We start from the raw sequence: 24,971 nt of genomic DNA, 5'->3' as shown, positions 1-24,971 counted from the left end.
TCCTCCAGACCGCTGTACGGCCGGTCTCGGCTACTGCACTCCCGGCAGCAGCGTTTCTGGTTCGGCCGGTGCGACTTCCACCGCCTTGGTCTTCGGGTTGCGCCGCTCCCGCCTGGCCACCCAGGTGGCGAGCCAGGAGAGCAGCATGCACATCCCGATGTAGATCGGCGAGATCACCATCACCACGGGGATGAAGGGAAGATCGTAGTCGAGGTTGGACGCGATGAGTTTGCCGGCGTGGAGGAACTCCTCGTACGTGATCAAGAATCCGAGCGAGGTGTCCTTCAGCGCCACCACCAGCTGGCTGATGATGGCGGGCAGCATGGCGCGCACCGCCTGCGGTGCCAGCACGAAGGTCATCACCTGCGTCTTGCGCATGCCGAGGGCGTACGCGGCCTCGCGCTGGCCACGGTCCACCGAGTTGATGCCGGTGCGGAACACCTCGGCGAGCACCGAGCCGTTGTACAGCGTCAGTCCGGCGACCAGCGCGGGCAGCGGCTGCACCTTGAGCGCCACGAAGATGAAGAAGATCATCACCAGAACGGGCATGGCCCGGAAGAACTCGACGAGGAGCGTGGCGAGCCAGCGCACCGGCCGGTGTTCGGAGAGCCGCCCGACGGCCAGGACAGCCCCTAGTGCCAGCGAGAGCACCGCGGCGTACGCGAACGCCTTCAGCGTGTTGCCGAGACCGCGCAGCAGCAGTTCCTGGATGCCCTTGTACACGAAGGGTGTCCACTTGGCGCTGGTGAACTGCTCGGTGGCGAAGAGCAGATAGATGACCCAGCCGACCAGGGCGAGAATCACGACCGTGGCGACGATCCCGTACACCCGGTGGCGTTTGCGCGTGACCGGACCCGGGATGTCGTAGAGCGCGGTGACTTCGGGGGCGTGGGTGGTCATCGGGCGACTCCCCAGCGCTTCTCCATCACATTGAAGAGCGCACTGATGGACAGAGTGATGATCAGGTAGCCGACGGCGATCCAGACGAAGGTCCAGATGATGTTGTAGCCCAGCTCGTTGAGTGTCTTGTAGGTGCCGAGCAGTTCGATGACGCTGAACGCGCCGGCGATCGCAGAGTTCTTGGCGAGGGCGATGAGCGTCGAGCCGACCGGCGGGATCACCGAGCGGAACGCCTGCGGCAGCACCACGGAGCCCAGCGTCTGCCCGAAGGTCATACCGAGGCTGCGGGCGGCTTCGCCCTGCCCCCGTGGCACGGTGTTGATGCCGGAGCGCAGCGCCTCGCAGATGAACGCGGAGGTGTAGCAGCCGAGCGCGAGGACCGCGAAGACCTTGAACGGCAGGACCAGGCCGAAGCGCGGCAGGCCGAGGAGTACCGCGAAGAAGAGCAGCGTCAGCGGGGTGTTGCGGAGCACCATCACCCAGACGGTGCCGAACACCCGGAGCGAGCCGACGGGCGCCACCCGGAACGAGGCCATCACGAAGCCGAGCACCAGCGCCAGGATCGAGGCGAAGACGGTGAGTTCGAGGGTGCCGAGGAAGCCTTCGGCGTAGGTCGAGAAGTTCTCTGTCAGTACGTCCACGGTGTGGCCCGTCCCCTCAGGTCGCCGGGTAGCGGTCGATGGGCGGCGGAGTCGGTGCGGGCACTCCGGAGAGGCCGAGGGTGGCCTCGAACGCCTTCTTCCAGTTGCCGTTCTTCTCGTTGGCCTCAAGGGCGTCGTTGAGCGCGAACCGCAGGGCGTTGTCGCTGCGCGGTACCCCGATGCCGTACGGCTCCTCGGAGAACGGCTTGCCGACCACCTTCAGCTCCTTGGGTGCCTTGGCGGCGAAGCCCAGCAGGATGGCGTCGTCGGTGGTGACGGCGTCGACCTGGTAGGTCAGCAGGTTGTCGACACAGATCGAGTACGTGTCGTAGGAGACCAGGATCGCCTTCGGGTAGTCGGCCGCGATCCGCTGGTACGGGGTCGATCCGGCCGCCGAGCAGACCGTTCTGCCGGCCAGGTCCTGCGGTCCGTTGATGTCGTGCTCGTCCGTGCGGACGAGCAGCGACTGCCCGGCCATGAAGTACGGCCCGGCGAAGCCGACGAGCTTCTTGCGCATCTCGTTGATGGTGTAGGTGCCGACGTAGTAGTCGATCTGACCGTTCTGCAGCGCCGTCTCGCGGTTGGCCGAGGCGATCGTCCTGAAGCGGATCGTCTTCGGGTCGAAGCCGAGCGAGGCGGCCATCATTTTGGCGATCTCGATGTCGAAACCGGAGTAGAGGCCGGTGGCCGGGTCCTTCTCCCCCAGGTACGGCTGGTCCTCCTTGGCCCCGACCCTGAGGTAGCCACGCTTCTTCGCCTTCGTCCATGTTTTCGACTCGGGCAGCCGGAAGCTGGTGTCGACCTTGTACACGGGCAGCTGCGCGACCTTCGGCCCCTTCACCGGAGGGCTGCCCTCCTTGCCGCAGCCGACCGCAAGGACGGCCAGCAGGAGCCCCGCGCAGGCGGCCAGAACTTTTCTCGTACGCAACTGGGGCCTCCCGTCAGTGCTTGAGGATCTTGGACAGGAAGTCCTTGGCACGGTCGCTCTCCGGGGCGGTGAAGAACGCCTCCGGGGTGCGGTCCTCGACGATGCGGCCGTCCGCCATGAAGACCACGCGGTTGGCGGCGGATCTGGCGAACCCCATCTCGTGCGTGACGACGACCATGGTCATGCCATCCCTGGCGAGCTGCTGCATGACCTCGAGCACCTCGTTGATCATCTCCGGGTCGAGCGCCGAGGTCGGCTCGTCGAAGAGGAGGGCCTTGGGGTCCATGGCCAGTGCGCGGGCGATGGCCACCCGCTGCTGCTGACCGCCGGAGAGCTGGGCGGGATACTTGTCGGCCTGCGAGGCGAGCCCGACCCGCTCCAGGAGCTCCCGCGACCGCGCGTCGGCTTCGTCCTTCTTGCGTTTACGGACCTTGAGCTGGGAGAGCGAGACGTTGGCCAGCACGGTCTTGTGTGCGAAGAGATTGAACGACTGGAAGACCATGCCGACTTCGGCGCGCAGCTGCGCGAGCCCCTTCCCTTCCTCCGGGAGGGGTCTGCCGTCGATCGCGATATGACCCGACTCGATCGTCTCGAGCCTGTTGATGGTCCGGCAGAGCGTTGATTTACCGGAGCCGGAGGGGCCGATGACCACCACCACCTCCCCGCGGCCGACGGTGAGATTGATGTCCTGCAGTACGTGCAACGCTCCGTAGTACTTATTGACGTCCCGCAGCTCGATCAACGGATCGACGGCCATACGCTGCCCTACCCACTTATCGCTGTGTCGAGGTCAGCGCAAACTATCCATCGCGATAAGGGACTTCGCTCCCGACACGCATAAATAGGGCATAAGGCGTTTTATTTGGTTTTGGTGATCGATTACCCTTCGGCTGACTCCGCGTACACCTGCGAGAGCTCGGGGCTGCCGGTCATCGCCCAGTCGAGCCCCGCCTCGACGACATCGATCTCCCGCCCGGAGGCGAGCCGCACCACGGGCTGCCCACTCGGCCAGATGTGCCAGGCAGCGCCCGGGACATTGCGCACGAGAACGGTGCCGAGATACAGCCCGGCGTCGTTGCCCAGCCAGGGCAGCTCCTCGGGGTCGTCGCGCCAGCGTGGTGGCAGCTGATCGAGCGCGGTCAAGGAGGCCGGGGTGTCGTCGAGTTCCAGTCCGCGCTGCCCCACTCGGACACGCAGCAGCTCACACTCGGCGAGCAGCTCGGCAACGCCCTCCGGGTCGACCTCGACGGCGGCCGCGAGGCCCGCCCCGCGCGTACCGTCGTGCCGCTTAAGCCAGTTGTCCAAGAAAGGGATGTTCATACCACTCAGGGTCGCATCCCGGCCGGGATACGCACCACAGGGCGCGCGGCCTGTCGTTCGAGGACTGAATCCGGCGCGCACACCCGGCCCGCGCGCCGCCGCACGCGCCATCCGCGCGCCCCGCCCGGCGCTGAACAGGCGGGGCGCGGTCCGCGTCTTCGCAAGCAGCCGGCAAAGGGGACGACGACAGGAACCACCGTAGCGGCGACCGCCGGCAGCGCCGCCCGCCCGGGCTCGGGCCGGGCCGGTTAGGATCCACCCCACGCCTACGCGAACGGGGGACCCGCATGGCCGAGGACCACGACGGCATGGTCGTCTACTGGCGGCCCGGCTGCCCGTACTGCATGAAGCTGCGGCTGCGGCTGCGGTTCAGCCGCCTCACCTACACCGAGGTGAACATCTGGCGGGATCCCGAGGCAGCGGCATTCGTCCGCTCGGTCGCCGACGGGAACGAGACCGTGCCGACGGTGTCCGTGGCCGGCCACTCGATGGTCAACCCGTCCAAGCGGCAGGTGCTGGCCGCCGTCCGGACCCACGCGCCGCACCTGGAGGCGTCGTAGGTCCCCTGGTTCCGATCATGCCGGGTGGCGCGGTCAGGTGCGGGGCGAGGGCGGGCCGCCGACCGTCACCTTCATACCGCCCGGCTCGTCCTCCAGGTCCTTGGCGGCCTCTCTTGTGGCCTCGTCGATATGGGCGTTGAAGATCTCCTCGACGAAGCCGGCCAGGACCTTGTCGTCGATGCCCTTGCACTCCGACGGGGCGGTGCCGTCGGCGGTGTTCTCCACGAACCGCTTCTCCATGACGGCCCTGCAGGCCTTCGGATCGGCCTTGACGGGCTCGTCGCCGCAGCCGGTGAGGACGAGGAGCAGGGCGGAAACGCCGGTGACGGCTGCGGCGGTGCGGGTATGGATGCGCATGGTCCCCCCAGGACTTCGCATGATCAGGGGGCCATTCTGCGCCAGGACCAGGCCGTTCGTCACCGGCCGACGGTTCACAGCTCCAGGTCGACGACCACCGGCGCGTGGTCGGACGCGCCCTTGCCCTTGCGCTCCTCGCGGTCCACGTAGCTGTCCTTGACCGCCACCGTGAACGGGGCGTTGCCGTAGACCAGGTCGATCCGCATCCCCTTGTTCTTCGGGAAGCGCAGCTCGCGGTAGTCCCAGAAGGTGTACGGGCGGTCGTACTTGAGCGGGCGCGGCATGACGTCCGACAGGCCCTCCTGGCGCAGCGCGGCGAGGGCGGCGCGCTCGGCGGGGGTGACGTGGGTGGCACCCACGAACAGGGCCGGGTCCCAGACGTCCTCATCGGTCGGGGCCACGTTGAAATCGCCCAGCACCGCGAACGGCTGCGAACCCGCGGCGTCCGCGGCCACCGCCTTCTGCAGGGCCTCGAACCAGCGCAGCTTGTACGCGTAGTGCGGGTGCTCGATCTCGCGGCCGTTCGGCACGTACACCGACCAGACGCGGACCGGGCCGCAGGTCGCGGAGATGGCCCGGGGCTCCTGCACGCCGTCGTAGTCGGGGCCGTCGGGCAGCCCCATGACGACGTCGGACAGGCCGGCCCGGGAGACCAGCGCGACCCCGTTCCAGCGGCCCGTGGCGTTGACCGCGGACTCGTAGCCGAGCTCGCGCAGAGCCTCCGCCGGGAACTGCTCGGCCGTGCACTTGGTCTCCTGGATGCACAGCACGTCCGTGCCGGTGCTCTCCAGCCAGGCCAGCAGCCGCGGGAGGCGGGCGGTGATCGAATTGACGTTCCACGTGGCGATGCGCATGTACGTAAACCTAGCGGCTCCCACTGACAGTCGAAGGACCGGCGCCGGTCACAGGCCGGTCGAGTCCCCGGGGGTCAGCCGGCCGTGGTCGGCGCCGCCGAGGCTGCCGATCTGCCGGTCGTAGATCGGGCGGGCGAGATCGGTGAGCAGCGCGTCGTGGATGTCGATCGCCCGGCGCGGTTTGACCTCGCGCACGTAGTCGATGACCTCGGAGATCTTGTTCCAGGGGGCCATCACCGGGAGCATCAGCGTGTCGACGGGGTGGTCGGGGACGGTGAGCGCGTCCCCCGGGTGGAAGAGCGAACCGTCCACCAGGAAGCCGATGTTGGTGACCCGCGGGATGTCGGGGTGGATCACCGCGTGCAGTTCGCCGTGCACCTGCACGTCGAATCCCGCGGCCGTGAACGTGTCGCCGTGACCGACGGTGTGCACCCGGCCGGGGAAGGCCGCGGAGAGCTGTTCCGCGACGCTGCGCAGGGTCCAGATCTCCGCGGCCGGGTTCGCCTCCAGACCGGCCCGCAGCCGGCCCTCGTCGAAGTGGTCGGCGTGCTCGTGGGTCACGAGCATCGCGTCGGCACCGAGTGCCGCGTCCTGCTCCGAGAAGCCGCCCGGGTCGATGACGAGCGTGCGCCCGTCTTTCTCCAGCCGGATGCAGGAGTGCGACTTCTTCGTCAGGGTCAGGTGCACAGGGTTCGCAGCGTTCATGGAGCTCATCCTGCTACGGCCGGGGCGTGGTTTCTTCCTGAATCACCGACTGGGCGATGGTGAAGGCTGCGCCCGCGCCCGGTATGCCGCAGTACACGGCGGTCTGCAGCAGCACTTCCTTGATCTCGGCGGGGGTCAGCCCGTTGCGCAGGGCGGCCCGGATGTGCGGGGCGAGGCCCTCCAGATGGCCGGAAGTGACCAGTGCGGTGAGCGTGACGCAGCTGCGGGTACGGCGGTCCAGGCCCTCCCGGGTCCAGGTCTCGCCCCAGGCGTAGCGCGTCACGAGCTCCTGGAACTCGCCGGTGAAGTCGTCGGACGCGGCCATGACCCGGTCGACGTGGGCGTCGCCGAGCACTTCGCGGCGGACCTTCATCCCCGGGTCGTACGGGTCCGGGCGGCCGGAGGCCGCACCGCCGGGCGCGGTCGTGGCGGCGGCGATCTCCGCGATGGGCAGGACGGGGGCGGAGAGTGTGGGGCCGGTGCCCGGTACGGGGATTGCGGCGAGGGTGTCCTGCCAGCTGGTGGAGAAGTGGGTGAGGAGCAGATCGGTGACGGCTCCGGGCTGCTCGACGGGGGCGAGGTGCGAGGCGCCGGGGACGAGGGCGAGCCGGGCGTCAGGGATGCCCGCGACCAGGGTGCGGGCCTCGGCCGGCCCGGTGACATGGTCCTCGGCGCCGACCAGGACGAGGGTCGGGACGCTGATGCGGCCGAGTTCGGGGCGGATGTCGAAGGCGGCGAGTGCTTCGCAGGCCGCGATGTAGCAGCCGGGGTCGGTGGTGCGGACCATCTGGACGGCCCACTCGACGATGGCGGGCTGGGCGGCGGCGAAGCCGGGGGTGAACCACTGGTCCGGTGCGCTGCGGGCCATCGGCTCCAGGCCGTTGGTGCGGACGATCACGCCGCGCTGGCGGAACTCGTCCGCGCTGCCGAACCGGGGCGAGGCGGCGACCAGGGCCAGCGCGGCGACCCGGTGCGGGTGGCGCAGTGCGAGGTCGGCGCCGATCGCGCCGCCGATGGAGCAGCCGGCGTACCCGAAGCGCTGGACCCCGAGGCTGTCGAGGGTGGCCAGCAGCCGGTCGGACAGTTCACCGACGGCGGTGGCGGGGTGGGCCGGGGCACCGCCGTGGCCGGGCAGATCGAAACGGAAGACCCGCCAGTGCTGGGAGAGTTCCGGTATCTGGCGGTCCCACATGTGCCAGGTGGTTCCGAGCGAGGGACCGATGACGAGGACGGGGGCGTCCTGCGGGCCGTCGAACCGGTACTGCAGGGTGTGCATCGGCAGCGCGCGGGAGCCCTGCGGGACCGGCCGTGGCTGGGCGGCGGGCACCGGCTGCGGGGGCATGGGCCGGGCGGGCTGCACCGGCTGTGCGTGCGACGGCTGCAGCGGCACCTGCCCGGTCTGCGCGGCCGATATCGGCGGCACCGGCTGCAGGGTGTGTCCGGGCTGCGCTGCCTGCGGTCCCAGGAACGGCTCCAGCGTCGGCGGGCCCTGGAACTGCTGCGCCACAGGTGCGGACTGCGTGCCCGGGAAGGACTGCGGGGACTGCGGGGTGTTCGTCTCACTCACATCGCTCACTTGCTCCAGGTTAGTGAGCCGTCGGTCGGCCTCCGGTCAGGGGGTCGCCGCAGAGACGACATATACGACAGGAGATGCCGGATCGGTCATGTCGACGGTGATGTCCTGGGTGGGGCGCGGGTCCTTGTTGGTGTGGGTGGTGCCCGCCCAGTCGACGCCCTGGCCGAAGTACCAGCCCGCGATCTTGGTGTCGCGGGCGCCGACGGTGACGTCGCCCTCGGTCAGGGCCGCGCGGCCGGAGCCCAGACGGGACAGGAAGCGGTCGAGACCGGCGGACGACGTACGGAACTGCGCGTACATCCGGCTGGCCTTCCAGTTGTTCGTCTCGTAGTACTGGACGTCCACCGCGTCGCCGGGGATCGGCACCTCGAAGATCCGGCGCTGCATCCGGGACGGCCAGCCCTCGCGGAGCCCCTGCGCGGAGGCCTCGGCCTCCTTGTCCTGCCCGGAGCGGCGGCTCTGGCCGGCGGAGATCAGCAGATAGCCGGCCGGGACGCCGATCAGCAGGACGATGATGGTCGCCGTGATCAGGCGTCGCCGGATCATCCGGCGCCGGCCCTCCGGGGGCCGTCCGCCGCCCTCGTCGGGCGGCGAGGACTGGCGCGGCAGGACGGGATGTTCCGCTGTGGTCATGTTCTGGGGCCCCTAGGAGGTGCGGGTGTTGCGGGTCGACCGGATGGTGCTCGCGGCCTGGTCGTAGATCTGCGCGTACCGCTCGTACCGCTCGACACGACGGCGGTTGGTGCGGCGGAACCGGCGGGCGACCAGCCGGGCCAGGTCCGCGGCGCCGACCATACCTGCCTCCGGGCCCAGCTCCGCCTTCGCGATCCGGGCCTCGGGGCGGTAGCCACGGCCGGTGAGGTGTCGCTTGAAGGCATCCCTGGCGGGACCGATCAGCAGGTCGTCGGCAGCGCTGACACCGCCACCGATGACGAAGCAGGAAGGGTCGAGCGCGGCGGCCAGATTGGCGATGCCGACACCGAGCCACTGGCCGATGTCCTGGAGGAGCTCGATGCACATCGCATCGCCCTCGCGGGCCAGTTCGGTGATGAGCGGCCCGGTGATCTCGGGGATGTTCCCCTTGACCCGCTCGATGATGCCGTGGGCCACGGGCGAGTCGGCGGCGGCCAGTTCCCTGGCCTCGCGGACGAGGGCGTTGCCGGAGCTGTACTGCTCCCAGCAGCCGCGGTTGCCGCACGGACAGCGGTGCCCGCCGGGCACCACCTGCATGTGGCCGAACTCACCGGCGACACCGTACTTGCCGCGCTTGACCTGACCGTCCTCCAGAATCGCGCCGCCGATGCCGGTACCGAGCGTGATCATGACGAGATGGTCCTCGCCGCGGCCCGCGCCGAACCGCCACTCCGCCCACGCCGCGGTGTTCGCGTCGTTGTCCACCATGACGGGGACGACCAGGCGGGAGGCGAGGGCGTCGCGCAGGGGTTCGTCGCGCCAGGCGAGGTGCGGGGCGAACAGCACCTTGGAGCGGTCGGCGTCGACCCAGCCCGCCGCGCCGATACCGACGGCGTGCACGTCGTGCCGGTCGGAGAGGTCGAGGACCAGCTCGACGATGGTGTCCTCGACGACCTTGGGACTCTTGGACTTGTCCGGCGTCTCGGTGCGCAGCTGCTCCAGGATGTTCCCGTCGGCGTCGACGACGCCGGCCATCACCTTCGTACCCCCGATGTCGATGCCGACGGTGGGTACCCGGGGCGCCGTGAGGTGCGAGCGCCGCTCGCGGGTGCCGACGGTCCGCAGGACGGTTGCGCGGGCGGAGCCGCGGTGTGTGAAGTCGCGGTACGTGCTCATCGTCCCTGCATTGTCTGGGGGGACCGGGTGGTGCCAGCTCCCGGCGGCGGGCGGCGCCCGTCGGGCTCGATTCTGCCACTGCCGGAGCGTCGGGGCGGGCGGTCGGGGTCCACGGCGCCCCGTCCGCGCCCTCTCCTACGGGGTGTCGCCGGTGACCGGATGGCCGCCCAGGTGGGTCGGCGAGGGGGCCCGTTCGAGCTCGTGGCTGAGCTCCTCGAGCTCACTGCCACCGGCCATCTGGCGGGTCAGCTCGTCCAGGGTGATGGAGTCCTTGGTGTGGCTGCCTGACATGGCGCCCCGCTTGAGCAGCACGAACCGGTCGCCGACCAGATAAGCGTGGTGCGGGTTGTGCGTGATGAGAACCACGCCGAGCCCGGCGTCCCGGGCGGCCGCCACGTACTTCAGCACGACCCCGGACTGCTTGACGCCGAGCGCCGCGGTGGGCTCGTCCAGGACGAGCACCTTGGCGCCGAAGTAGACGGCCCGCGCGATGGCGACGCACTGGCGTTCGCCGCCGGACAGGGTGCCGATCGGCTGGTCGACGTCGCGCAGGTCGATGCCCATGCGCAGCAGCTCGGAGCGGGTCGTCTCACGCATCGTCCGGACGTCGAGCCGCTTGAACGGGCCGACACCCGTCGTCGGCTCGGAGCCGAGGAAGAAGTTTCGCCAGACCGGCATCAGCGGAACGACGGCCAGGTCCTGGTAGACCGTGGCGATGCCCCGGTCGAGGGCCTCGCGCGGGTTGGCCAGAGCGGTCTCCTCGCCGTCGACGAGGAACCGGCCTGCGTCGTGCCGGTGCAGCCCTGCGATGATCTTGATGAGGGTGGACTTGCCGGCGCCGTTGTCGCCGAGGACGCAGGAGATCTCACCCGCGTGGACCTCCAGCGAGACGTCCTGGAGGGCCTTGATGTTCCCGTAGAACTTGCTGACGTGGTCCAGCTCGATCAGCGCCCGGGGGGCCGCGGTCGTCATTTCGTCGCCTCCGCGCGCTTGCGTACCCATGCGTTGAGCAGGGTGGCCAGGAGCAGCATGGCTCCGAGGAAGAACTTGAACCAGTCCGGGTTCCACTCCGCGTACACGATGCCCTTGCTGGTCATGCCGAAGATGAAGGCGCCGATCGCCGAGCCGATGGCGGAACCGTAGCCGCCGGTGATCAGGCAGCCGCCGATGACGGCCGCGATGATGTACGTCAGCTCGTTGCCGACGCCCTCGCCGGACTGCACCACGTCGAACGAGAACAGCAGGTGCTGCCCGGAGATCCAGGCGGCGAAGGCGACGCCGAGGTAGAGACCGACCTTGGTGCGGATCACCGGGACACCGACGGCGCGAGCCGCGTCGGCCTCGCCGCCGACCGCGAAGATCCAGTTGCCGAAACGGGTACGGAGCAGGATCCAGGTGGCGATCGCGACGAGCACCGCCCACCAGAGAATGGTGACCTTGAGCTCGACCCCGCCGACGGTCCACTGCGAGGCGAAGACCTTGCGGGCCGAGTCGAAGCCCTCCATGTCGGCGATGGACTTCGTCGACACGGTTCCGCTGATCAGCTTGGTGAAGCCGAGATTGAGACCGGTCAGCATCAGGAACGTACCGAGCGTGATGATGAAACTCGGCAGTTTGGTACGGGTCAGCATGAATCCGTTGAACGCGCCGACCGCCAGGGTCACCAGCAGCGACACGAGGACGCCGACCCAGATATTGGCCGTCATCTGGTAGCTGAACATCGACGAGACCAGCGCGGAGCTGGTGACCAGGACACCGGCCGAAAGGTCGAACTCACCGCCGATCATCAGCAGCGCCACCGGCGCCGCCATGATCCCGATGGTGGATGCCGCGTACAGCACCGTGCCGAAACTGGAGGCGCGCAGGAAGCTGTCGGCGACGATCGAGAAGAAGATGAAGACGGCCGCGGCGCCCACGACCGAACCGAGTTCGGGGCGGCCGAGCAGCCTGCGCAGCGCCGAGGTGTGCAGCAGCCGCTCGTCGGACCCGGCCGCCGGGGCCGGTGGTTGTTCCGTCGTGGTCATCGGGTCCCCCGCTTCGTGTACTCCGCCAGCTCGGCGGCGTCCTTCGAGGTGATGATCTGCGGGCCGGTGAGGACGGGGCGCCCGCCACCGAGCACGTTGCGGTTGTAGCGGTAGAGCCAGAGCAGGTCGACGGCCTCGTACCCCTGGAGGTACGGCTGCTGGTCGACGGCGAAGCCCAGGGTCTTGTCCTGCAGTGCGGTGGCGACCTTCGCGTTCAGGTCGAACGTGTCGATCTCGGCCTTGGAGCCCGCGGTCCGCTTCGCCTTCACGGCGGCGTCCGCGAACGGCGCGCCGAGCGTGACGACCGCGTCGATGCTCTTGTCCGCCTGCAGCTTCGCCTCGATGGACGCCTGGACGTCGGGCATGTTGGTGCCCTCGACGTACAGGTTCTGCATCTGCCCGTCGAACGCCTTCTTCGCCCCGGCGCAGCGCTGCTCATGGCCGACGTTGCCCTGCTCGTGCAGGATGCACAGGGCCTTCTTCCGGCCGCGCGCGTTGAGCTCGTCGCCAACCGCCTCGCCTGCGATGGACTCGTCCTGGCCGATGTGGGTGAGCGCGCCGAACGCCTTGGACTCCGCGGAGCCCGAGTTGACCGTGATCACCGGGATCCCGGCCCTGGTGGCCTTGGCGACGACGTCCTTCATCGCGTCGGGCTTGGCGAGCGAGACGATCAGGCCGTCGACCTTCTGGTCGATCGCGGCCTGGACGAGCTGGGCCTGCTGCTGCGCCTCGTCGTTGTGCGAGTACAGGAACTTGATGTTGTCCTTGACGGCCGCCTGCTCGGCGCCCCGCTGGACGATGTCCCAGAAGGTGTCGCCGTCGCCCGAGTGGGTGACCATGGCGAAGGTCCAGCGGGGTGTGTTCACTGCGGCCCGGCCCTCGGCGGCGGCCCGGGCCGCGCGCTCCTCCGCCCGCTTGCCACCGGTGCTGCTGCATCCCACGAGGGAGGCCCCGAGCACCGCCGCAAGCACGGCGCCCATCGCACGTACCCCTGTCCGAACCCTTGCCACGACGCCGTGCCCTTCTTGTGCTGCTCGCTGTAGTGCTTGGTGCCGCCCGGGGGTGTTGCCTCCCGGTCCGGCTGGCCAAGTATCCCCGAGGGCGAGTCGGCGCTGCCCGGCAGGGGCGGGACGCGTGCGTCGGAAGGGGGTGCGCGCGGTCGCGCGTACGGCGGTCATCGGGTGCCGCGCGCGGTGTACTCCTCCAGCTGCGGGACGTCGTCGGCGGTGACGATCGCCGGGCCGGTGAGCACCGGCTTGCCGCCGCCGATGACGTTGCCGTTCGTCTTGTTGAGCCACAGTTCGTCGACGGCGAGATAGCCCTGGAGGTAGGGCTGCTGGTCGACGGCGAAGCCGACCTCCGACGCCTTGAGTCGTTTGACGACCTCGGCGTTCAGATCGAATGTGTCGACCTCGGCCTTGGAGCCGGAGCCGTCCTTGGCCTTGACGGAGGCGGCGGCGAACGGCGCGCCGAGGGTGACGATCGTGTCGATGCCCTGATCGGCCTGGAGCTTCGCCTCGATCGAGGAGGTGGAGGCGGGCATGTTGGTGCCCTCGACGTTGAGGTTCTCGACCGAGCCCTTGAAGGTCTTCTTCACCCCGGCGCACCGCTCCTCGAGCGACACATTGCCCTGTTCGTGGATGACGCAGACGGCCTTCTTGCGGCCGCGCTTGTTGAGTTCCTCACCGACGGCCTCACCTGCGACCTTCTCGTCCTGCCCGATGTGGCTGAGCGCGCCGACCTCCGCGGAGAACTGCGCGCCCGAGTTGATCGTGACGACGGGGATGCCGGCCTTCACCGCCTTGGCGACGACCGCCTTGACGGCTTCCGGTTTGGCGAGCGTGACGACGATGCCGTCGACCTTCTGGTCGATGGCGGCCTGGACGAGCTGGGCCTGCTCCTTGCCCTCCTTGTCGGCGGAGTAGAGGAACTCGACGTTGTCCTTGGCCGCGGCTTGCTTCGCACCGCTGCGCACGATGTCCCAGAAGGTGTCGCCCTCCCCCGCGTGCGTGACCATGGCGATCTTCATCCGGGGTGTGGAGACGCCTTTGACACCCTGCCCGCTGCCGCTCCCGGGCTTGTCCTCCGAGCTCTTGCCGCCGGAGCTGCTGCATCCGGCCACGGCGGTGAGCGCGAGGCCGATGGTGCATATGGCGATCACGGTTGCTGCCTTGCGAGGGGTACGCATGGTGGGTCCGCCTTCTCTCCCGGCCGCCCGAGTGCGGCTTGGGGTGTTCTAGCGGGGTGCGTCGGCGTCGTCAACGGGGCCTCCGGAGCGGCTCGTCAGCGTACGAGGAGCTGGAAGTCGAAGGCGTAGCGCGAGGCCCGGTAGACATGGGAGGCGAATTCGACCGCCCGCCCGGTGTCGTCGTACGTGGTGCGCTCCATCGTCAGCAGCGGCGCACCCTCGGGCTCGGCGAGCTGGGCGGCCTCCTCGGCCGTGGCGAGGCGGGCGCCGACGTTCTGGCGCGCGCTGCGCAGGGTGATACCGGCGGCCCGCATGATCCGGTAGAGACCGGTGGCCTCCAGCCGTTCGGTACCCAGGTCGACCAGGCCGGCCGGCACGTGGTTGCGCAGCAGGGCCATCGGTTCGTCGTGCGCGGACCGCAGCCGCTCCACGAGGTGGACGTCGGTGCCTTCCGGGACGCCGAGGGCGGCGGCGATCCTGGCAGTGGCGGGCTCGATCCGGTTGCACAGGACGCGGGTGGCGGGGCGCTGGCCGGCCGCCTCGAGATCGTCGTACAGGCTGCTCAGTTCGAGGGGTCTCTTGACCTGGCTGTGGACGACCTGGGTGCCCACCCCGCGGCGTCGGACCATCAGACCCTTGTCGACGAGCGACTGGATGGCCTGGCGGACGGTGGGTCGCGACAGGCCGAGCCGGGCCGCGAGCTCGATCTCGTTGCCGAGGAGACTGCCCGGGGCGAGGCGGCCCTGTTCGATGGCCGCTTCCAGCTGCTGGGACAGCTGGTAATAGAGCGGGACCGGGCTGCTGCGGTCCACACCGAGTTCGAGGGCGGCGGGGTCGGCGACGGGTTTGGGCACGGCAGGAGCGTAGCCCTCATGTCAGGATCACCGGTAGTCAGGTCGTCCCGTTGTCCAGTTGTCCTGACAACTCTGTCAGGAGATGCGATGCGGCCGGGCCCACCCGATCGCGGGCGGCTCGGCGAGCGCCCTGGGCGGGGTGATCGTAGTCTGCGGATGGGGCGCCCAGGGGGCGCACCACCGGTGCTGTACGACGGGTCGATGTGAGGGAGAGCAGATGTCCAAGCCACCGTTGCCGGACGAAGCCGTGACCATGCTGAAGAAGGCGAACCCTGCCGTCATCACCACGCTCCGCGCGGACGGCCAGCCGGTGTCCACCCCGACCTGGTACCTCTGGGACGACGGCCGGGTACTGGTGAACATGGACGAGGGCCGCAAGCGGCTGGAGCACATCCGCCACGACCCGCGCGTCAGTCTCACCGTGCTGGACGAGGCGGGCTGGTACACGCACATCAGCATCATCGGCCGCGTCGCCGAGACACGCCCGGACGAGGGCCTGGCCGACATCGACAGGCTGGCCCGTCAGTACATGGGCACCGATTACCCCACGCGGGACCGCGACCGGGTGAGTGCCTGGATCGAGATCGAACGCTGGCACGGCTGGGGCACCTTGAAGGACAACAGCCAACCGGGCTGACCACCCGCCGGGGTACCGACCCGCCACAGCCGGCCGGGGAAGCGAAGGCCCGCAGGGCTGCGGGCCTTCGCACACGTGCCGGTCGGCTGCCGCGGACCGGTTCAGACCTGGAACGCCTGCCGTACCGAGCCGCCGACGACGGCGCACCACGTGCTCTTCCCGACCTTGCCGTTGGGAGTGAGCCCATGGAGCCGCTGCAGGTCCTGGACGGCCTTCATGGTCTCGTGGTCGTACGTGCCCGTCGGTTCGGCATCCGCGTACCCCTTGCGGACCAGCATCTCCTGCAGCGCCACGACGGGCAGCCCGGTGGCGTGCTTCTCGAGGGTGGGGACGAGCGCCTCCCAGGTGGCAAGGTCGAAGGTGCAGTCCGGGTCGACCGGTATGCCGTTCCTCGCCTGGAAGTCGTTCACGACCGAGATCGTGTCCTGGCCGAAGACGCCGTCGGCGGCCAGTCCGTATCCGAGGTCGGCGAGCAGGTACTGCGCCACCTTGACGACGGGGCCGCCGACGAACCGCCAGATGTCCGGCCACCGGCGCTCCGGTATCGCGCCGGCCGGCGTGCCCAGTGACTTCAGGACGCGCGAGCGGACCATCGGGAACTGTGCGTAGAAGGCGATGCCCGGGCAGTCGGTTTCACGGAAGTCCCAGTGGCCGAAAATGTCCCAGGCGTTCAGGTCGAACTTGCGGCACACGACGATGCACAGGTCGACCAGCGCGTCGAGGAGGGCCTCGGGCGGGGTCTCCGTGATGTAGGTGCCCTCGTTCTCGATCCCGATCGCGTTCCCGTTCTCGCCGGGACAGTGGGCGGCGGTCACCTGGTGCTCCCCGGCTTCCAGGGTCTCCAGACTCCGGTGACGGCCCTCCAGGACGTAGCCGCCACGGCTCACGGTGAAGTGCTGGCCGGTGTCCGCCCAGCCGTTGGTGTCCATGTGCAGGTCCTGGCAGTCCTTGGCCAGCTGGACGGCGTGCTCGCGCGAGTAGTCGGTGACGTTGGGGAACGCCATGTGATGCAGGATGATCTTGTTCGTGGTGTTGCCGGTGATCTGGATGGTGTCGGCCGGCGGTCTGGCGCCCCAGCTGTCGCAGTCGATGATCCAGGGGAATTCCGCCGAGGGTGCCGCCTGGGCCGCCGCCGGGAGCGCCAGTTCGGTGCCGACGACCGCCACGACCGCTCCCCCCAGCCCGAACTTGAACAGCGTTCGGCGGTCGATTTCGTGCTTGCGCAGGGCCATGCAGTCCCCCCAGGGTTCACGGAAACGTCCGCCGGTTGCCGACGGCAACGGGAGATTATGTGGCCCACACACGCAGTACCAGACTTTCTGAAGATCGTTACGAGTCCCGCGGGGGCAGGACGGGGCGAATGCGGCCAAGTCACCGCCCCTTTTTCGAACCGTCGCATCCATGGCGATTTGACGGGCCGACAGATCGGTCGGACAGGGCCGCACCGCCGGAGAGCCGGGCACTGAACGGCGAGCCGACCGGGAGCCCTGCGCCCCGAGTTCCGACGCCCGAACACACTCTCGTTTGTCAGGACATATAGTTGACAGCTCAGCCGGTGGGCGGCACGTTGGGTCCATGCGTATCGGACTCATCGGCACCGGCCGGATCGGTTCCTTCCATGCGGGTGTGCTGGCCCGCCACCCCGAGGTGGACACGCTGGTGGTGACGGACACCGACGGGGCAAGGGCAGCTGCGGTCGCGGCCCGGACGGGCGCCGCAGCCGCCGGATCCGTGGCCGAAGTACTGCGCGCGGGGGTCGACGCCGTCGTGATCGCCTCGGCCACGTCGGCGCACGCGGAGCTGATCGGGACGGCCGCCCGTGCCGGGCTGCCCGCGTTCTGCGAGAAGCCGATCGCGCTGGACCCCGTGGGGACGCTGAACGCGCTGCGCGAGGTCGAGCGGGCCGGGAGCGTACTCCAACTGGGCTTCATGCGCCGGTTCGACGCCGGGTACGCTGCGGCGCGCAGTGCCGTGCGGGGCGGAGCGCTGGGCAGGCTGCACACCGTGCGGGCCGTGACATCCGATCCGGCGCCGCCGCCCGCCGCGTATCTGCCTCACTCCGGCGGTCTGTTCCGGGACTGTCTGGTCCACGACTTCGACATCCTGCGATGGGTGACGGGCCGTGAGGTGGTGGAGGTATATGCCACCGGCTCGGATGCCGGGCCCGCGATGTTCCGCGCGGCAGGCGACGTCGACACGGCTGCGGCCCTGCTGACCCTCGACGACTCCACACTGGCCACGGCGACGGCGACCCGGTGCAACGGCGCCGGGTACGACGTACGGATGGAGCTGGCGGGCGAGCTCGGTCAGATCGCGGTCGGTCTCGACGAGCGCACTCCGCTGACGTCGGTGGAACCACAGGGCCCCGCCGCCCCGGCCAAGCCCTGGCCGGGCTTCCTGGAGCGGTTCGCCCCGGCGTACGAGGCGGAACTGCACGCGTTCGTACGAGTGGTGCAGGGCGAGGAGGCCAACCCGTGCGACGGCCGGGAAGCTCTGCACGCACTGCGGATCGCGGAGGCGTGCGAGCTGTCCCGGCGCGAGCACCGGCCGGTGGCAGTGGCGGAGATCCCGGCCGACTGAGGTGGAACGGCCCCTTCAGTTCCGGGCGGGAAGCACGGTCCCCTGGGCGACCGCGCACAGGGTTTGCGCCCCGTCGTCCGTGGCGGCGAACAGATCGCAGCGGACGACGGCCTGGCGGCGGCCGGTGTGGACGACGACGGCGCGGGCGATCAGGGTGCGGCCGGTGGCGGGCCGGATGTACTGGATCGAGAAGCCGCCGGTGAGTACGGCCGGTCCGAGGGTCGTCCCGGCGGCGAACGTGATCGAATTGTCGGCGGCGTAGGACAGCACCCCGCCGTGCACGAAGCCGTTCTGCTGCTGGAGTTCCGGACGGATGTCCACTTCGAGGGTGGCGGAACCGTCCCCGAAAGCGGTGATCCGTGCCCCGACGAGCCGGCTGAACGGCTGACTGTCGAGGACCTTCTGTGCCATCTGCAAATCAAGTCCGGTCATGACACGCTTTCCTACCTCACCAGCGCACCGGCAACCGTCGCACCCCTCGGATCAGCATTCCCGGCAGCCAGTCGAGCTCCCCGGTGTCCGGGGCGAGTTCGAGATCCGGGCACCGCTCCAGCAGCGCACGGATCGCGATCCGGCCCTCCATACGGGCCAGCGGCGCCCCCATGCAGAAGTGGATGCCGTGTCCGAACGCCAGATGTCCCTGGGTGTCGCGGCGGATGTCGAAGCGATCGGGTTCCGGATAGCGGGCGGGGTCGCGGTCGGCTCCGGCCAGGGCGACCAGAACCGCTTCGCCGGCCGGAATGACCCGGGAGCCGATCCCGACCGGTTCACGGGTGAAGCGGAAGGTGGCGGTCTCCACCGGACCGTCGTACCGGAGCATCTCCTCGACCGCACCGTCGATCAAGCCGAGGTCGGCGCGGAGCGCGGCCAATTGATCGGGGTGGGCGAGCAGTGCGCGCATCCCGTTGGAGATCAGGTTGACCGTGGTCTCATGACCGGCGACGAGCAGCAGGAAGGCCATCCCGACGAGTTCGTCGGACGACAGTCCGTCGCCCTCCTCGTCGCGCACACGGATCAGCGCACTCAGCAGGTCGTCGCCGGGCGAGCAACGCTTGTCCTCGATGAGCTCGACCAGATAGGCGCCCATCGACCGGACCGCCTCGCCCTCCTCCTGGGCCGTCTTCGGGGCGACGATGCCGTTCGACAGCCGGCGGAACTCGTTGCGGTCCAGGTCCGGCACACCGATCAGCTCGCAGATGACCGTCATGGGCAGCGGGAAGGCGAGCGCGTCGACGAGGTCGCCGTGCCCGGCGGGCACCATCGCGTCGAGGAGTTCATCGGTGATCTGCTGGACGCGCGGCCGCAGTGACTCGATCCTGCGGGCGGTGAACTCGCGGGCGACGAGCTTGCGCAGCCGGGTGTGGTGGGGCGCGTCCATCTCCAGCATGTTGGCGTTGATCGGATCGCCCGCGCCCGTCGCGTACGGCGTCGTCCGCCAGTCCTTGCCGAGCCGCTGGTCGGCGAGGGCCGCGCGGCCCTCCTCGTAACCGACGATCAGCCAGACCCGCTCGAAATCGTCGGTACGGATGGTGTGCATCGGTCCCTCGGCGCGCATCTTCGCGTAGTACGGATACGGATTCGCGGTGAAGTCCTGGATCCCGCGAAGATCGACGTCCACTGCGGACACGGTCCGCCCCCTCCCGGCCGGTTCGGTCGATCTGCTCGCATCGACCTCCGTCAGCCTACGTCGCGGTGAAGTCGCCATCCTCGCCGAGCAGGCCCGCGTCGTGCACCAACAGCGCGATCTGAATTGTCCAAGCTGGTCAACTCGCTCAAGGGCGTCAGCTCACGCCGGCTCCGCCAGGAGTACCCGGAGCTGGTCCGGCACTACCGGCGGGCTCAGCGCCTGTGGTCCGGCTCCTACTTCGCCGGCTCGGTGGGCGGGGCTCCGCTGTCCATCGTCCGTCAGTCCATCGAGCAGCAGAACCGTCCGCTCCAGCCTGCCGGTCAGAGCAACGCTCAGAATCGCTTCACCACCAGGCTGAAGCCCGGTGCGCTGCGATCAGCTCCGTCGCCGGCTCAAGGAGCAGCGGGCGTTGCCGCGCGCCGGCCCCAGCCGGTCCCGGCGAGGACGAGTATCGCGCCCAGTACGCCGAGGGCGGAGAGCCGTTCGCCGCCGATCGCGATACCCGCGGCGGCCGCCCACAGAGGTTCCGTACCGAGCAGCAGACTGACCCGGGACGGGGAGGTGCGGCGTACCGACCACATCTGCACGAAGAAGGCGAACAGCGTGCAGAAGACGGAGAGGAACAGCAGCCCGCCCCACTCCCGGACGCCGAACCCCGCAGCCACCGTCCAGGGGGCTTCCCCGGTTCCGGGGACGGCGGCGAGCACGGCGAAGACGGCGACGGCACTGCCGAGCTGCACGGTGGTCAACGACAGCGAGTCCGCCGCCTGGACGGACTTGATGCGGGCCATCAGCAGCACATGGAGAGTACGGGCGAGCGCGGCCACCAGCATCAGCAGATCGCCGACCGACGGACTGGTGAAACCGCCGCCCTGGGTGAGCAGAACGACACCGGCGACGGACAGCGCGGCGGCGGCGAGGAACGCTCGGGGCGGCCGGACCCTGGTCACCGCGGCCTCGGCGAGCGGTGTGAAGATCATCGTCAGACTGATGATGAGCCCGGCATTGGTCGCCGAGGTGTGCACGACGCCGTACGTCTCCACCAGGAAGATCCCGCTGAGGACCAGCCCCAGCAGACCCGCTCCGCGCCACTGCGCCGCGCTGAGCGCCCGCAGCCTGCGCCACCCGGCGACGGCCAGCACGGGCAGCACGATGACGAAGCGCAGGACGAGGACCGCGACGACGGTGGACGTCGTGGTGATCCCCTTGGCCGCGAGATAGCTGGTGCCCCAGACGACCGCGACGAGCAGCACGGGCAGATCGGTGAGCCAGGCCCGGCGCGGTGGTGCGAGGGCGGGCAGGGCGACAGCGGACACCTGGTTCACCTGATTCTCCACAGCGGGAAACGATGTGGAGACCTCACCGGCTCACACGCGGAACGATCACGGTACCGGGCGGGCCCCGGCCGCGGGAACACCCGTCTCAGCGGCCGAGGCCGCCGATCCCCACCGGTGGCCGTCCGGACGGGTGGTCCACCGTCGTCCGTCCTACCCTGGCCAGGAAGGTTTCCGAACGTAAAGGGAGATCATGATCGAGACCCCGGCTCGCACCCTCAACGACGGCCGCACCATGCCGGCCGTCGGGCTCGGCACCTGGCCGATGGACGACGACGCGGCCGAGCAGGCCGTCGCCGGGGCGCTGGGCCTCGGGTACCGGCTCGTCGACACCGCGCTCAACTACCGCAACGAGACAGGCACCGGCCGCGGTATCGCCCGCAGCGGTGTGCCGCGGGAGGACGTCTTCGTCACCACCAAGGCCCCGGGCCGGCACCACGGTTACGAGAAGACGCTGGCGTCGTTCGAGGAGTCCCGGCGCAATCTCGGGCTCGACTACGTGGATCTGTATCTCATCCACTGGCCCCTGCCCCGGGTCGATCTGTACGTCGACACCTGGAAGGCCATGATCCAGCTCCGCAAGGACGGTCTGGTGCGGTCGATCGGTGTCTCCAACTTCACCGCGGCCCATGTCGAGCGGCTGGAGCAGGAGACCGGGGTGCTGCCCGCCGTGAACCAGATCGAGATGCATCCGCGCTTCCCGCAGGAGGAGCTGCGGGCCGTGCACGAGGCGAAGGGCATCGTCACCGAGAGCTGGAGCCCGCTGGGCCGCGGACACCGGCTGCTGGCGGACCCGGAGATCGTCGCCGTCGCCGAGGCGCACGGTGTGACGCCCGGTCAGGCCGTGCTGCGCTGGCACACCCAGCTCGGTGCGGTGCCGATCCCGAAGTCCGCCGATCCGGGCCGGCAGCACGAGAATCTGGACCTGTTCGGCTTCGAGCTGACGGCGGACGAACTGGCCCGGATCTCCGCGGGTCCGCGGCGGCGGTTCGGCGGCGACCCGGAGGCCCACGAGGAGTTCTGACCGGCGACTCACCGGCCCGGCTTCACCCGTGGGATTTCACCCTTCGCGGTTCACCGGCTGGAGCTCACCGTTCCCGGGTCATGCATCGCGGGGCGTGAGCTCCGCCATCAGGGACCAACCGTCGCCCGGAACCTCGACGTTGATGATTTCCGGGGTCCGGGCGACGAGGTCCGCCATCGCGTCCATCGCCGCCGCGAAGTGCTCGGACTTCACATGCGCCTCGCCCGCTTCCGGGGACGCGAAGGCCTCCAGGAGCACGAACTGGTCCGGATTCTCGACGCTGTACGACCACTCGAAGAACAGATTGCCCGGTTCCTGGCGAGTGGCGAGGGTGAAGGGCTCGACGGCCGGAAGCCAGTTGTCGCGCTCCGCGCTGCGGACGGTGAACTTGACGGCGATGAAGATCATGACGGCTCGACTCCTGCTCGGGACATGCGATCCGCCCAGCGTCCCATAAGCCCTGGATCACGACGCATCGGGCACACCGCGAAGGAGTCGGAGTCACCCGTCCTCGTCAGCCGCCCAGCTCGCGGTGGCGGGCGGCCAGTCGCGTCGCGCCCTCCGCCGTCAGTGAGCCGAACAGCCGCAGCCGCGAGATGCCGCCGTCCGGGAAGATGTCGATCCGGACATGGGTGGCCCGCACGGCCTCCGGCAGGACGAAGCGGTGGTTCGTGTCCGGCTGCAGCCGGGTCCGCGGCAGGATGTCGGTCCACTCGCCGCCGTCCCCGTCGCCGCTCCCCCCGTCCCGTACCGAAAGGCTCGCCCAGCCTGCCGAGTTGCCCTTGAGGTACGCGGTGTCGATCTCGACGGCCCGGATCTCCGACTGCCCGGCGAGCCGGTAGCGGATCCAGTCGTTGCCCTTGTCGCGCCGACGGCGGGTCTCCCAGCCGTCGTCCATCTGCCGGGAGCGGCCGGGCTGGATCGTGTTGGTGGCCGGGGAGTAGAAGCGGTCGGAGGCGTCCTCGACCTGACCGCCGTTCTCCAGCGCCGCGAGGTCGAAGGTGGACAGGGCTGCCAGCCAGGCAGGGTCCGGGACGACCTCTCCGTGGACCCGGAGACGGGCGATCCCGCCGTCGGGGTGCTGGTTGACCCGCAGATGGGTGACGCGCTGTTCGACGTCGATCGCGAACCCGTTGGCCGCATGGCCGCCAACGGCCGTACGGGGTACGAGCGTTGTCCACTTCACCTGCGGCGCGAGGAGTTCCTCGGGCGACGGGGAGCCGGGGACGGAGGCCGCCTCGACGGAGACGGCCTGCGGGTAGTTGCCGCGGAAATGGGCGGTGTCGACGACGATGCCGCGTACGACGCCGGGTGCGCCGAGCCGCACCAGCGCCCAGTCGTGGTCCTCGTCCGTGGGGTGCGGCTGCGCGGCGCTGACGCCACGACGGCGGCGCGTCTCCCAGCCGTCCATGATCTTGCCCTTGTGCCCGAAGTGCTCCGGGTCGAACTCGGCGGGCCCGGGCTTCAGCAGGTTCTCGCGCTCGGCGAAGAACTCGTCGTTGGCGGCGATCACGCCCGCGCCGAGCCGCCGGTCGGCGAGGTCGACGAGATGGGTGAAGGGGAAGTCGGCGGTGCGGTAGTCGGCGTACGGGTCCCCGCCGCCGTACGGATCGGCGTCGCCGGTGAAGTGCGCTGTCGCCGTCATGGTCAGTGGTTCCTTTCGAGGAGGCGGCCGGTGGGTTCGGTGAGGACGCCGGCCGCCGCGATCCGCCGGCCGCGCAGCCAGGTCGACTTCACCACGCCGTACAGGGTCCGTCCCGCGTAGGCGGTGACCTGGTTGCGGTGGAACAGTTCGGCCGGGTCGACGGTGAAGGTCTCGTCGGGGGCGAGGACGGCGAAGTCGGCGTCGCGGCCGGCCTCGATGGCGCCCTTGCGGGTCAGCCCGGCCAGCGCGGCGGGGGCGGCGGACATCCAGCGGGCCACGTCGCCGAGCGAGTGGCCGCGCCGGCGCGCCTCGGTCCAGATGGCGGGCAGGCCGAGCTGGAGGGAGGAGATGCCTCCCCAGGCGGAGGCGAAGTCCGGCGTCTTCAGGTCGGTGGTGCAGGGCGAGTGGTCGGAGACGATGCAGTCGATCGTGCCGTCGGCGAGCCCGTCCCAGAGCGCGTCCTGGTTGGCGGCTTCACGGATCGGCGGACAGCACTTGAACTCCGTCGCGCCATCCGGGACTTCCTCGGCGGTGAGAGTGAGGAAGTGCGGACAGGACTCGACGGTGACCCGCACGCCGTCGCGCCTGGCGGCGGCGATCAGCGGCAGTGCGTCGCCGGACGACAGATGCAGGACGTGGACGCGCGCGTTCAGCCGCCTGGCGTGGGCGATGAGGCCCTCGATGGCGGTGTTCTCGGCGTCGCGCGGCCGGGAGGCCAGGAAGTCGGCGTACGCGGGTCCACTGCGCTGCGGCGCGGCCGCCAGATGGCGCGGGTCCTCGGCGTGCACGATCAGCAGTCCGCCGAAGCCGGCGATCTCGGCCATGGCGCGGGCCAGCTGCTCCTGGTCGAGCTCGGGGAACTCCTCGACGCCGGAGGGCGACAGGAAGCACTTGAAGCCGAAGACCCCGGCATCGTGCAGCGGCCGCAGATCCTTGACGTTGGCCGGGACGGCACCGCCCCAGAAACCGGTGTCGACGTGCGCCCTGGCGGCTGCCACCTGCCGCTTGGTCCGCAGATGGTCGACGGTGGTGGTCGGCGGGAGGGAGTTGAGCGGCATGTCGAGCAGGGTGGTGATGCCGCCCGCCGCGGCGGCTCGGGTGGCGGTCCAGAAGCCTTCCCACTCGGTGCGGCCGGGGTCGTTCACATGGACATGGGTGTCGACGAGGCCGGGCAGCAGGACGTCGTCGCCGAAGTCCTCCAGCCGGGCGCCGGCCGGCACCTCGGTGTCGTACGCCAGGACGGCGTCGATCCTCCCGTCGGCGACCGCCACCGCCGCGGGGCGCGTCCCCTCGGGGGTGACGACGCGCGTCGAGCGCAGTACCAGCTTCACGTCCGCACCGGACACCCGTGCTCCTCACTTCCGGCTCAAGAAATTCAACGAACTGTTGAAGGAGTCTTCATGCGGGA

General features: G+C 69.7%; 27 protein-coding genes and 1 pseudogene. 5 read left to right on the top strand and 23 right to left on the bottom strand.

Annotation, left to right across the window (positions count from 1 at the left end; genetic code table 11):
• Positions 1-30: 30 nt before the first annotated feature.
• The 5 genes from ACFYP5_RS18375 to ACFYP5_RS18355 form a co-directional block, all read right to left on the bottom strand.
• On the bottom strand, positions 31-900 hold the full coding sequence (locus ACFYP5_RS18375) for an amino acid ABC transporter permease (protein WP_389036756.1): 870 nt from the start codon (positions 898-900) through the stop codon (positions 31-33).
• Positions 897-1,541, bottom strand: coding sequence for an amino acid ABC transporter permease (locus ACFYP5_RS18370; protein ID WP_030916767.1), 645 nt, complete (start codon positions 1,539-1,541; stop codon positions 897-899). The genes ACFYP5_RS18375 and ACFYP5_RS18370 overlap by 4 nt, the downstream gene beginning before the upstream one ends.
• Before the next feature lie 16 nt (positions 1,542-1,557).
• Entirely contained in the window at positions 1,558-2,469 is a 912-nt protein-coding gene (locus ACFYP5_RS18365) for a glutamate ABC transporter substrate-binding protein (protein WP_389036752.1), read from the bottom strand.
• A 13-nt stretch (positions 2,470-2,482) separates the two neighbouring features.
• On the bottom strand, positions 2,483-3,226 hold the full coding sequence (locus ACFYP5_RS18360) for an amino acid ABC transporter ATP-binding protein (protein WP_389036749.1): 744 nt from the start codon (positions 3,224-3,226) through the stop codon (positions 2,483-2,485).
• A 122-nt stretch (positions 3,227-3,348) separates the two neighbouring features.
• Positions 3,349-3,789 (bottom strand): DUF6278 family protein, encoded by a 441-nt coding sequence (locus ACFYP5_RS18355; protein WP_389036746.1) that lies wholly within the window; start codon positions 3,787-3,789, stop codon positions 3,349-3,351.
• 287 nt (positions 3,790-4,076) lie between these two features.
• On the opposite strand from ACFYP5_RS18355, the gene ACFYP5_RS18350 reads away from it, so the two are divergent.
• Positions 4,077-4,349, top strand: coding sequence for a mycoredoxin (locus ACFYP5_RS18350; RefSeq protein ID WP_030916780.1), 273 nt, complete (start codon positions 4,077-4,079; stop codon positions 4,347-4,349).
• Between the two features lie 33 nt (positions 4,350-4,382).
• Here the strand turns inward: ACFYP5_RS18350 and ACFYP5_RS18345 are convergent, their stop codons facing one another.
• From ACFYP5_RS18345 to ACFYP5_RS18295, 11 genes are all read right to left on the bottom strand, one after another.
• A complete protein-coding gene (locus ACFYP5_RS18345; RefSeq protein ID WP_389036744.1) occupies positions 4,383-4,706 on the bottom strand; it encodes a hypothetical protein in 324 nt (107 codons plus the stop codon).
• A 74-nt stretch (positions 4,707-4,780) separates the two neighbouring features.
• Complete coding sequence (locus ACFYP5_RS18340; RefSeq protein WP_389036741.1) at positions 4,781-5,560, bottom strand: exodeoxyribonuclease III; 780 nt, start codon at positions 5,558-5,560, stop codon at positions 4,781-4,783.
• Positions 5,561-5,608: 48 nt separating this feature from the next.
• The gene (locus ACFYP5_RS18335; RefSeq protein WP_389036738.1) at positions 5,609-6,265 is read right to left on the bottom strand and encodes an MBL fold metallo-hydrolase; all 657 of its coding nucleotides are present in this window, start codon (positions 6,263-6,265) and stop codon (positions 5,609-5,611) included.
• Between the two features lie 13 nt (positions 6,266-6,278).
• Complete coding sequence (locus ACFYP5_RS18330; protein WP_389037077.1) at positions 6,279-7,541, bottom strand: alpha/beta fold hydrolase; 1,263 nt, start codon at positions 7,539-7,541, stop codon at positions 6,279-6,281.
• A 336-nt stretch (positions 7,542-7,877) separates the two neighbouring features.
• Positions 7,878-8,474, bottom strand: coding sequence for a hypothetical protein (locus ACFYP5_RS18325; RefSeq protein ID WP_389036736.1), 597 nt, complete (start codon positions 8,472-8,474; stop codon positions 7,878-7,880).
• Positions 8,475-8,486: 12 nt separating this feature from the next.
• Complete coding sequence (locus tag ACFYP5_RS18320; RefSeq protein ID WP_030916796.1) at positions 8,487-9,650, bottom strand: ROK family glucokinase; 1,164 nt, start codon at positions 9,648-9,650, stop codon at positions 8,487-8,489.
• Between the two features lie 135 nt (positions 9,651-9,785).
• Complete coding sequence (locus ACFYP5_RS18315; protein WP_389036733.1) at positions 9,786-10,652, bottom strand: ATP-binding cassette domain-containing protein; 867 nt, start codon at positions 10,650-10,652, stop codon at positions 9,786-9,788.
• Positions 10,619-11,674, bottom strand: coding sequence for an ABC transporter permease (locus ACFYP5_RS18310; RefSeq protein WP_389036730.1), 1,056 nt, complete (start codon positions 11,672-11,674; stop codon positions 10,619-10,621). Before ACFYP5_RS18310 ends, ACFYP5_RS18315 begins: the two co-directional genes overlap by 34 nt.
• A complete protein-coding gene (locus tag ACFYP5_RS18305; protein WP_389036727.1) occupies positions 11,671-12,654 on the bottom strand; it encodes a sugar ABC transporter substrate-binding protein in 984 nt (327 codons plus the stop codon). The genes ACFYP5_RS18310 and ACFYP5_RS18305 overlap by 4 nt, the downstream gene beginning before the upstream one ends.
• A 194-nt stretch (positions 12,655-12,848) precedes the next feature.
• The gene (locus ACFYP5_RS18300; RefSeq protein ID WP_389036725.1) at positions 12,849-13,862 is read right to left on the bottom strand and encodes a sugar ABC transporter substrate-binding protein; all 1,014 of its coding nucleotides are present in this window, start codon (positions 13,860-13,862) and stop codon (positions 12,849-12,851) included.
• Between the two features lie 95 nt (positions 13,863-13,957).
• A complete protein-coding gene (locus ACFYP5_RS18295) occupies positions 13,958-14,716 on the bottom strand; it encodes a GntR family transcriptional regulator (RefSeq protein ID WP_389036722.1) in 759 nt (252 codons plus the stop codon).
• 217 nt (positions 14,717-14,933) lie between these two features.
• Between ACFYP5_RS18295 and ACFYP5_RS18290 the strand changes: the two genes are divergently transcribed.
• Positions 14,934-15,353 (top strand): PPOX class F420-dependent oxidoreductase, encoded by a 420-nt coding sequence (locus ACFYP5_RS18290; RefSeq protein WP_389036719.1) that lies wholly within the window; start codon positions 14,934-14,936, stop codon positions 15,351-15,353.
• Positions 15,354-15,454: 101 nt separating this feature from the next.
• On the opposite strand, the gene ACFYP5_RS18285 is transcribed toward ACFYP5_RS18290, so the two are convergent.
• Positions 15,455-16,633: an N-acetylmuramoyl-L-alanine amidase gene (locus tag ACFYP5_RS18285; protein WP_389036716.1), complete on the bottom strand. Its 1,179-nt coding sequence runs from the start codon at positions 16,631-16,633 to the stop codon at positions 15,455-15,457.
• Between the two features lie 295 nt (positions 16,634-16,928).
• Between ACFYP5_RS18285 and ACFYP5_RS18280 the strand changes: the two genes are divergently transcribed.
• On the top strand, positions 16,929-17,933 hold the full coding sequence (locus ACFYP5_RS18280) for a Gfo/Idh/MocA family oxidoreductase (protein WP_389036714.1): 1,005 nt from the start codon (positions 16,929-16,931) through the stop codon (positions 17,931-17,933).
• A gap of 15 nt (positions 17,934-17,948) precedes the next feature.
• On the opposite strand, the gene ACFYP5_RS18275 is transcribed toward ACFYP5_RS18280, so the two are convergent.
• Together ACFYP5_RS18275 and ACFYP5_RS18270 are read right to left on the bottom strand one after the other, a co-directional pair.
• A complete protein-coding gene (locus ACFYP5_RS18275; RefSeq protein WP_389036711.1) occupies positions 17,949-18,365 on the bottom strand; it encodes a PaaI family thioesterase in 417 nt (138 codons plus the stop codon).
• A 16-nt stretch (positions 18,366-18,381) separates the two neighbouring features.
• Positions 18,382-19,488, bottom strand: coding sequence for a cytochrome P450 (locus tag ACFYP5_RS18270; protein WP_389037075.1), 1,107 nt, complete (start codon positions 19,486-19,488; stop codon positions 18,382-18,384).
• Between the two features lie 195 nt (positions 19,489-19,683).
• On the opposite strand from ACFYP5_RS18270, the pseudogene ACFYP5_RS18265 reads away from it, so the two are divergent.
• A pseudogene (locus tag ACFYP5_RS18265) lies at positions 19,684-19,866 on the top strand (transposase); the annotation flags it as partial.
• A gap of 86 nt (positions 19,867-19,952) precedes the next feature.
• Here the strand turns inward: ACFYP5_RS18265 and ACFYP5_RS18260 are convergent.
• The gene (locus ACFYP5_RS18260; RefSeq protein WP_389037072.1) at positions 19,953-20,876 is read right to left on the bottom strand and encodes a DMT family transporter; all 924 of its coding nucleotides are present in this window, start codon (positions 20,874-20,876) and stop codon (positions 19,953-19,955) included.
• A 211-nt stretch (positions 20,877-21,087) separates the two neighbouring features.
• On the opposite strand from ACFYP5_RS18260, the gene ACFYP5_RS18255 reads away from it, so the two are divergent.
• Positions 21,088-21,918, top strand: coding sequence for an aldo/keto reductase (locus ACFYP5_RS18255; protein WP_389036709.1), 831 nt, complete (start codon positions 21,088-21,090; stop codon positions 21,916-21,918).
• A gap of 78 nt (positions 21,919-21,996) precedes the next feature.
• Here the strand turns inward: ACFYP5_RS18255 and ACFYP5_RS18250 are convergent, their stop codons facing one another.
• From ACFYP5_RS18250 to allB, 3 genes are all read right to left on the bottom strand, one after another.
• Positions 21,997-22,326: a putative quinol monooxygenase gene (locus ACFYP5_RS18250; protein ID WP_389036706.1), complete on the bottom strand. Its 330-nt coding sequence runs from the start codon at positions 22,324-22,326 to the stop codon at positions 21,997-21,999.
• A 106-nt stretch (positions 22,327-22,432) separates the two neighbouring features.
• Positions 22,433-23,563, bottom strand: coding sequence for an allantoicase (gene alc, locus ACFYP5_RS18245; protein WP_389036704.1), 1,131 nt, complete (start codon positions 23,561-23,563; stop codon positions 22,433-22,435).
• A 2-nt stretch (positions 23,564-23,565) separates the two neighbouring features.
• Complete coding sequence (allB, locus tag ACFYP5_RS18240; RefSeq protein ID WP_389036702.1) at positions 23,566-24,909, bottom strand: allantoinase AllB; 1,344 nt, start codon at positions 24,907-24,909, stop codon at positions 23,566-23,568.
• Between the last annotated feature and the right edge of the window lie 62 nt (positions 24,910-24,971).

Source organism: Streptomyces sp. NPDC005262 (assembly GCF_042872425.1).
Classification (GTDB): domain Bacteria; phylum Actinomycetota; class Actinomycetes; order Streptomycetales; family Streptomycetaceae; genus Streptomyces.
The sequence above is the reverse complement of the archived record's forward strand: the minus strand, read 5'-3'. Positions and strand labels throughout refer to the sequence as shown.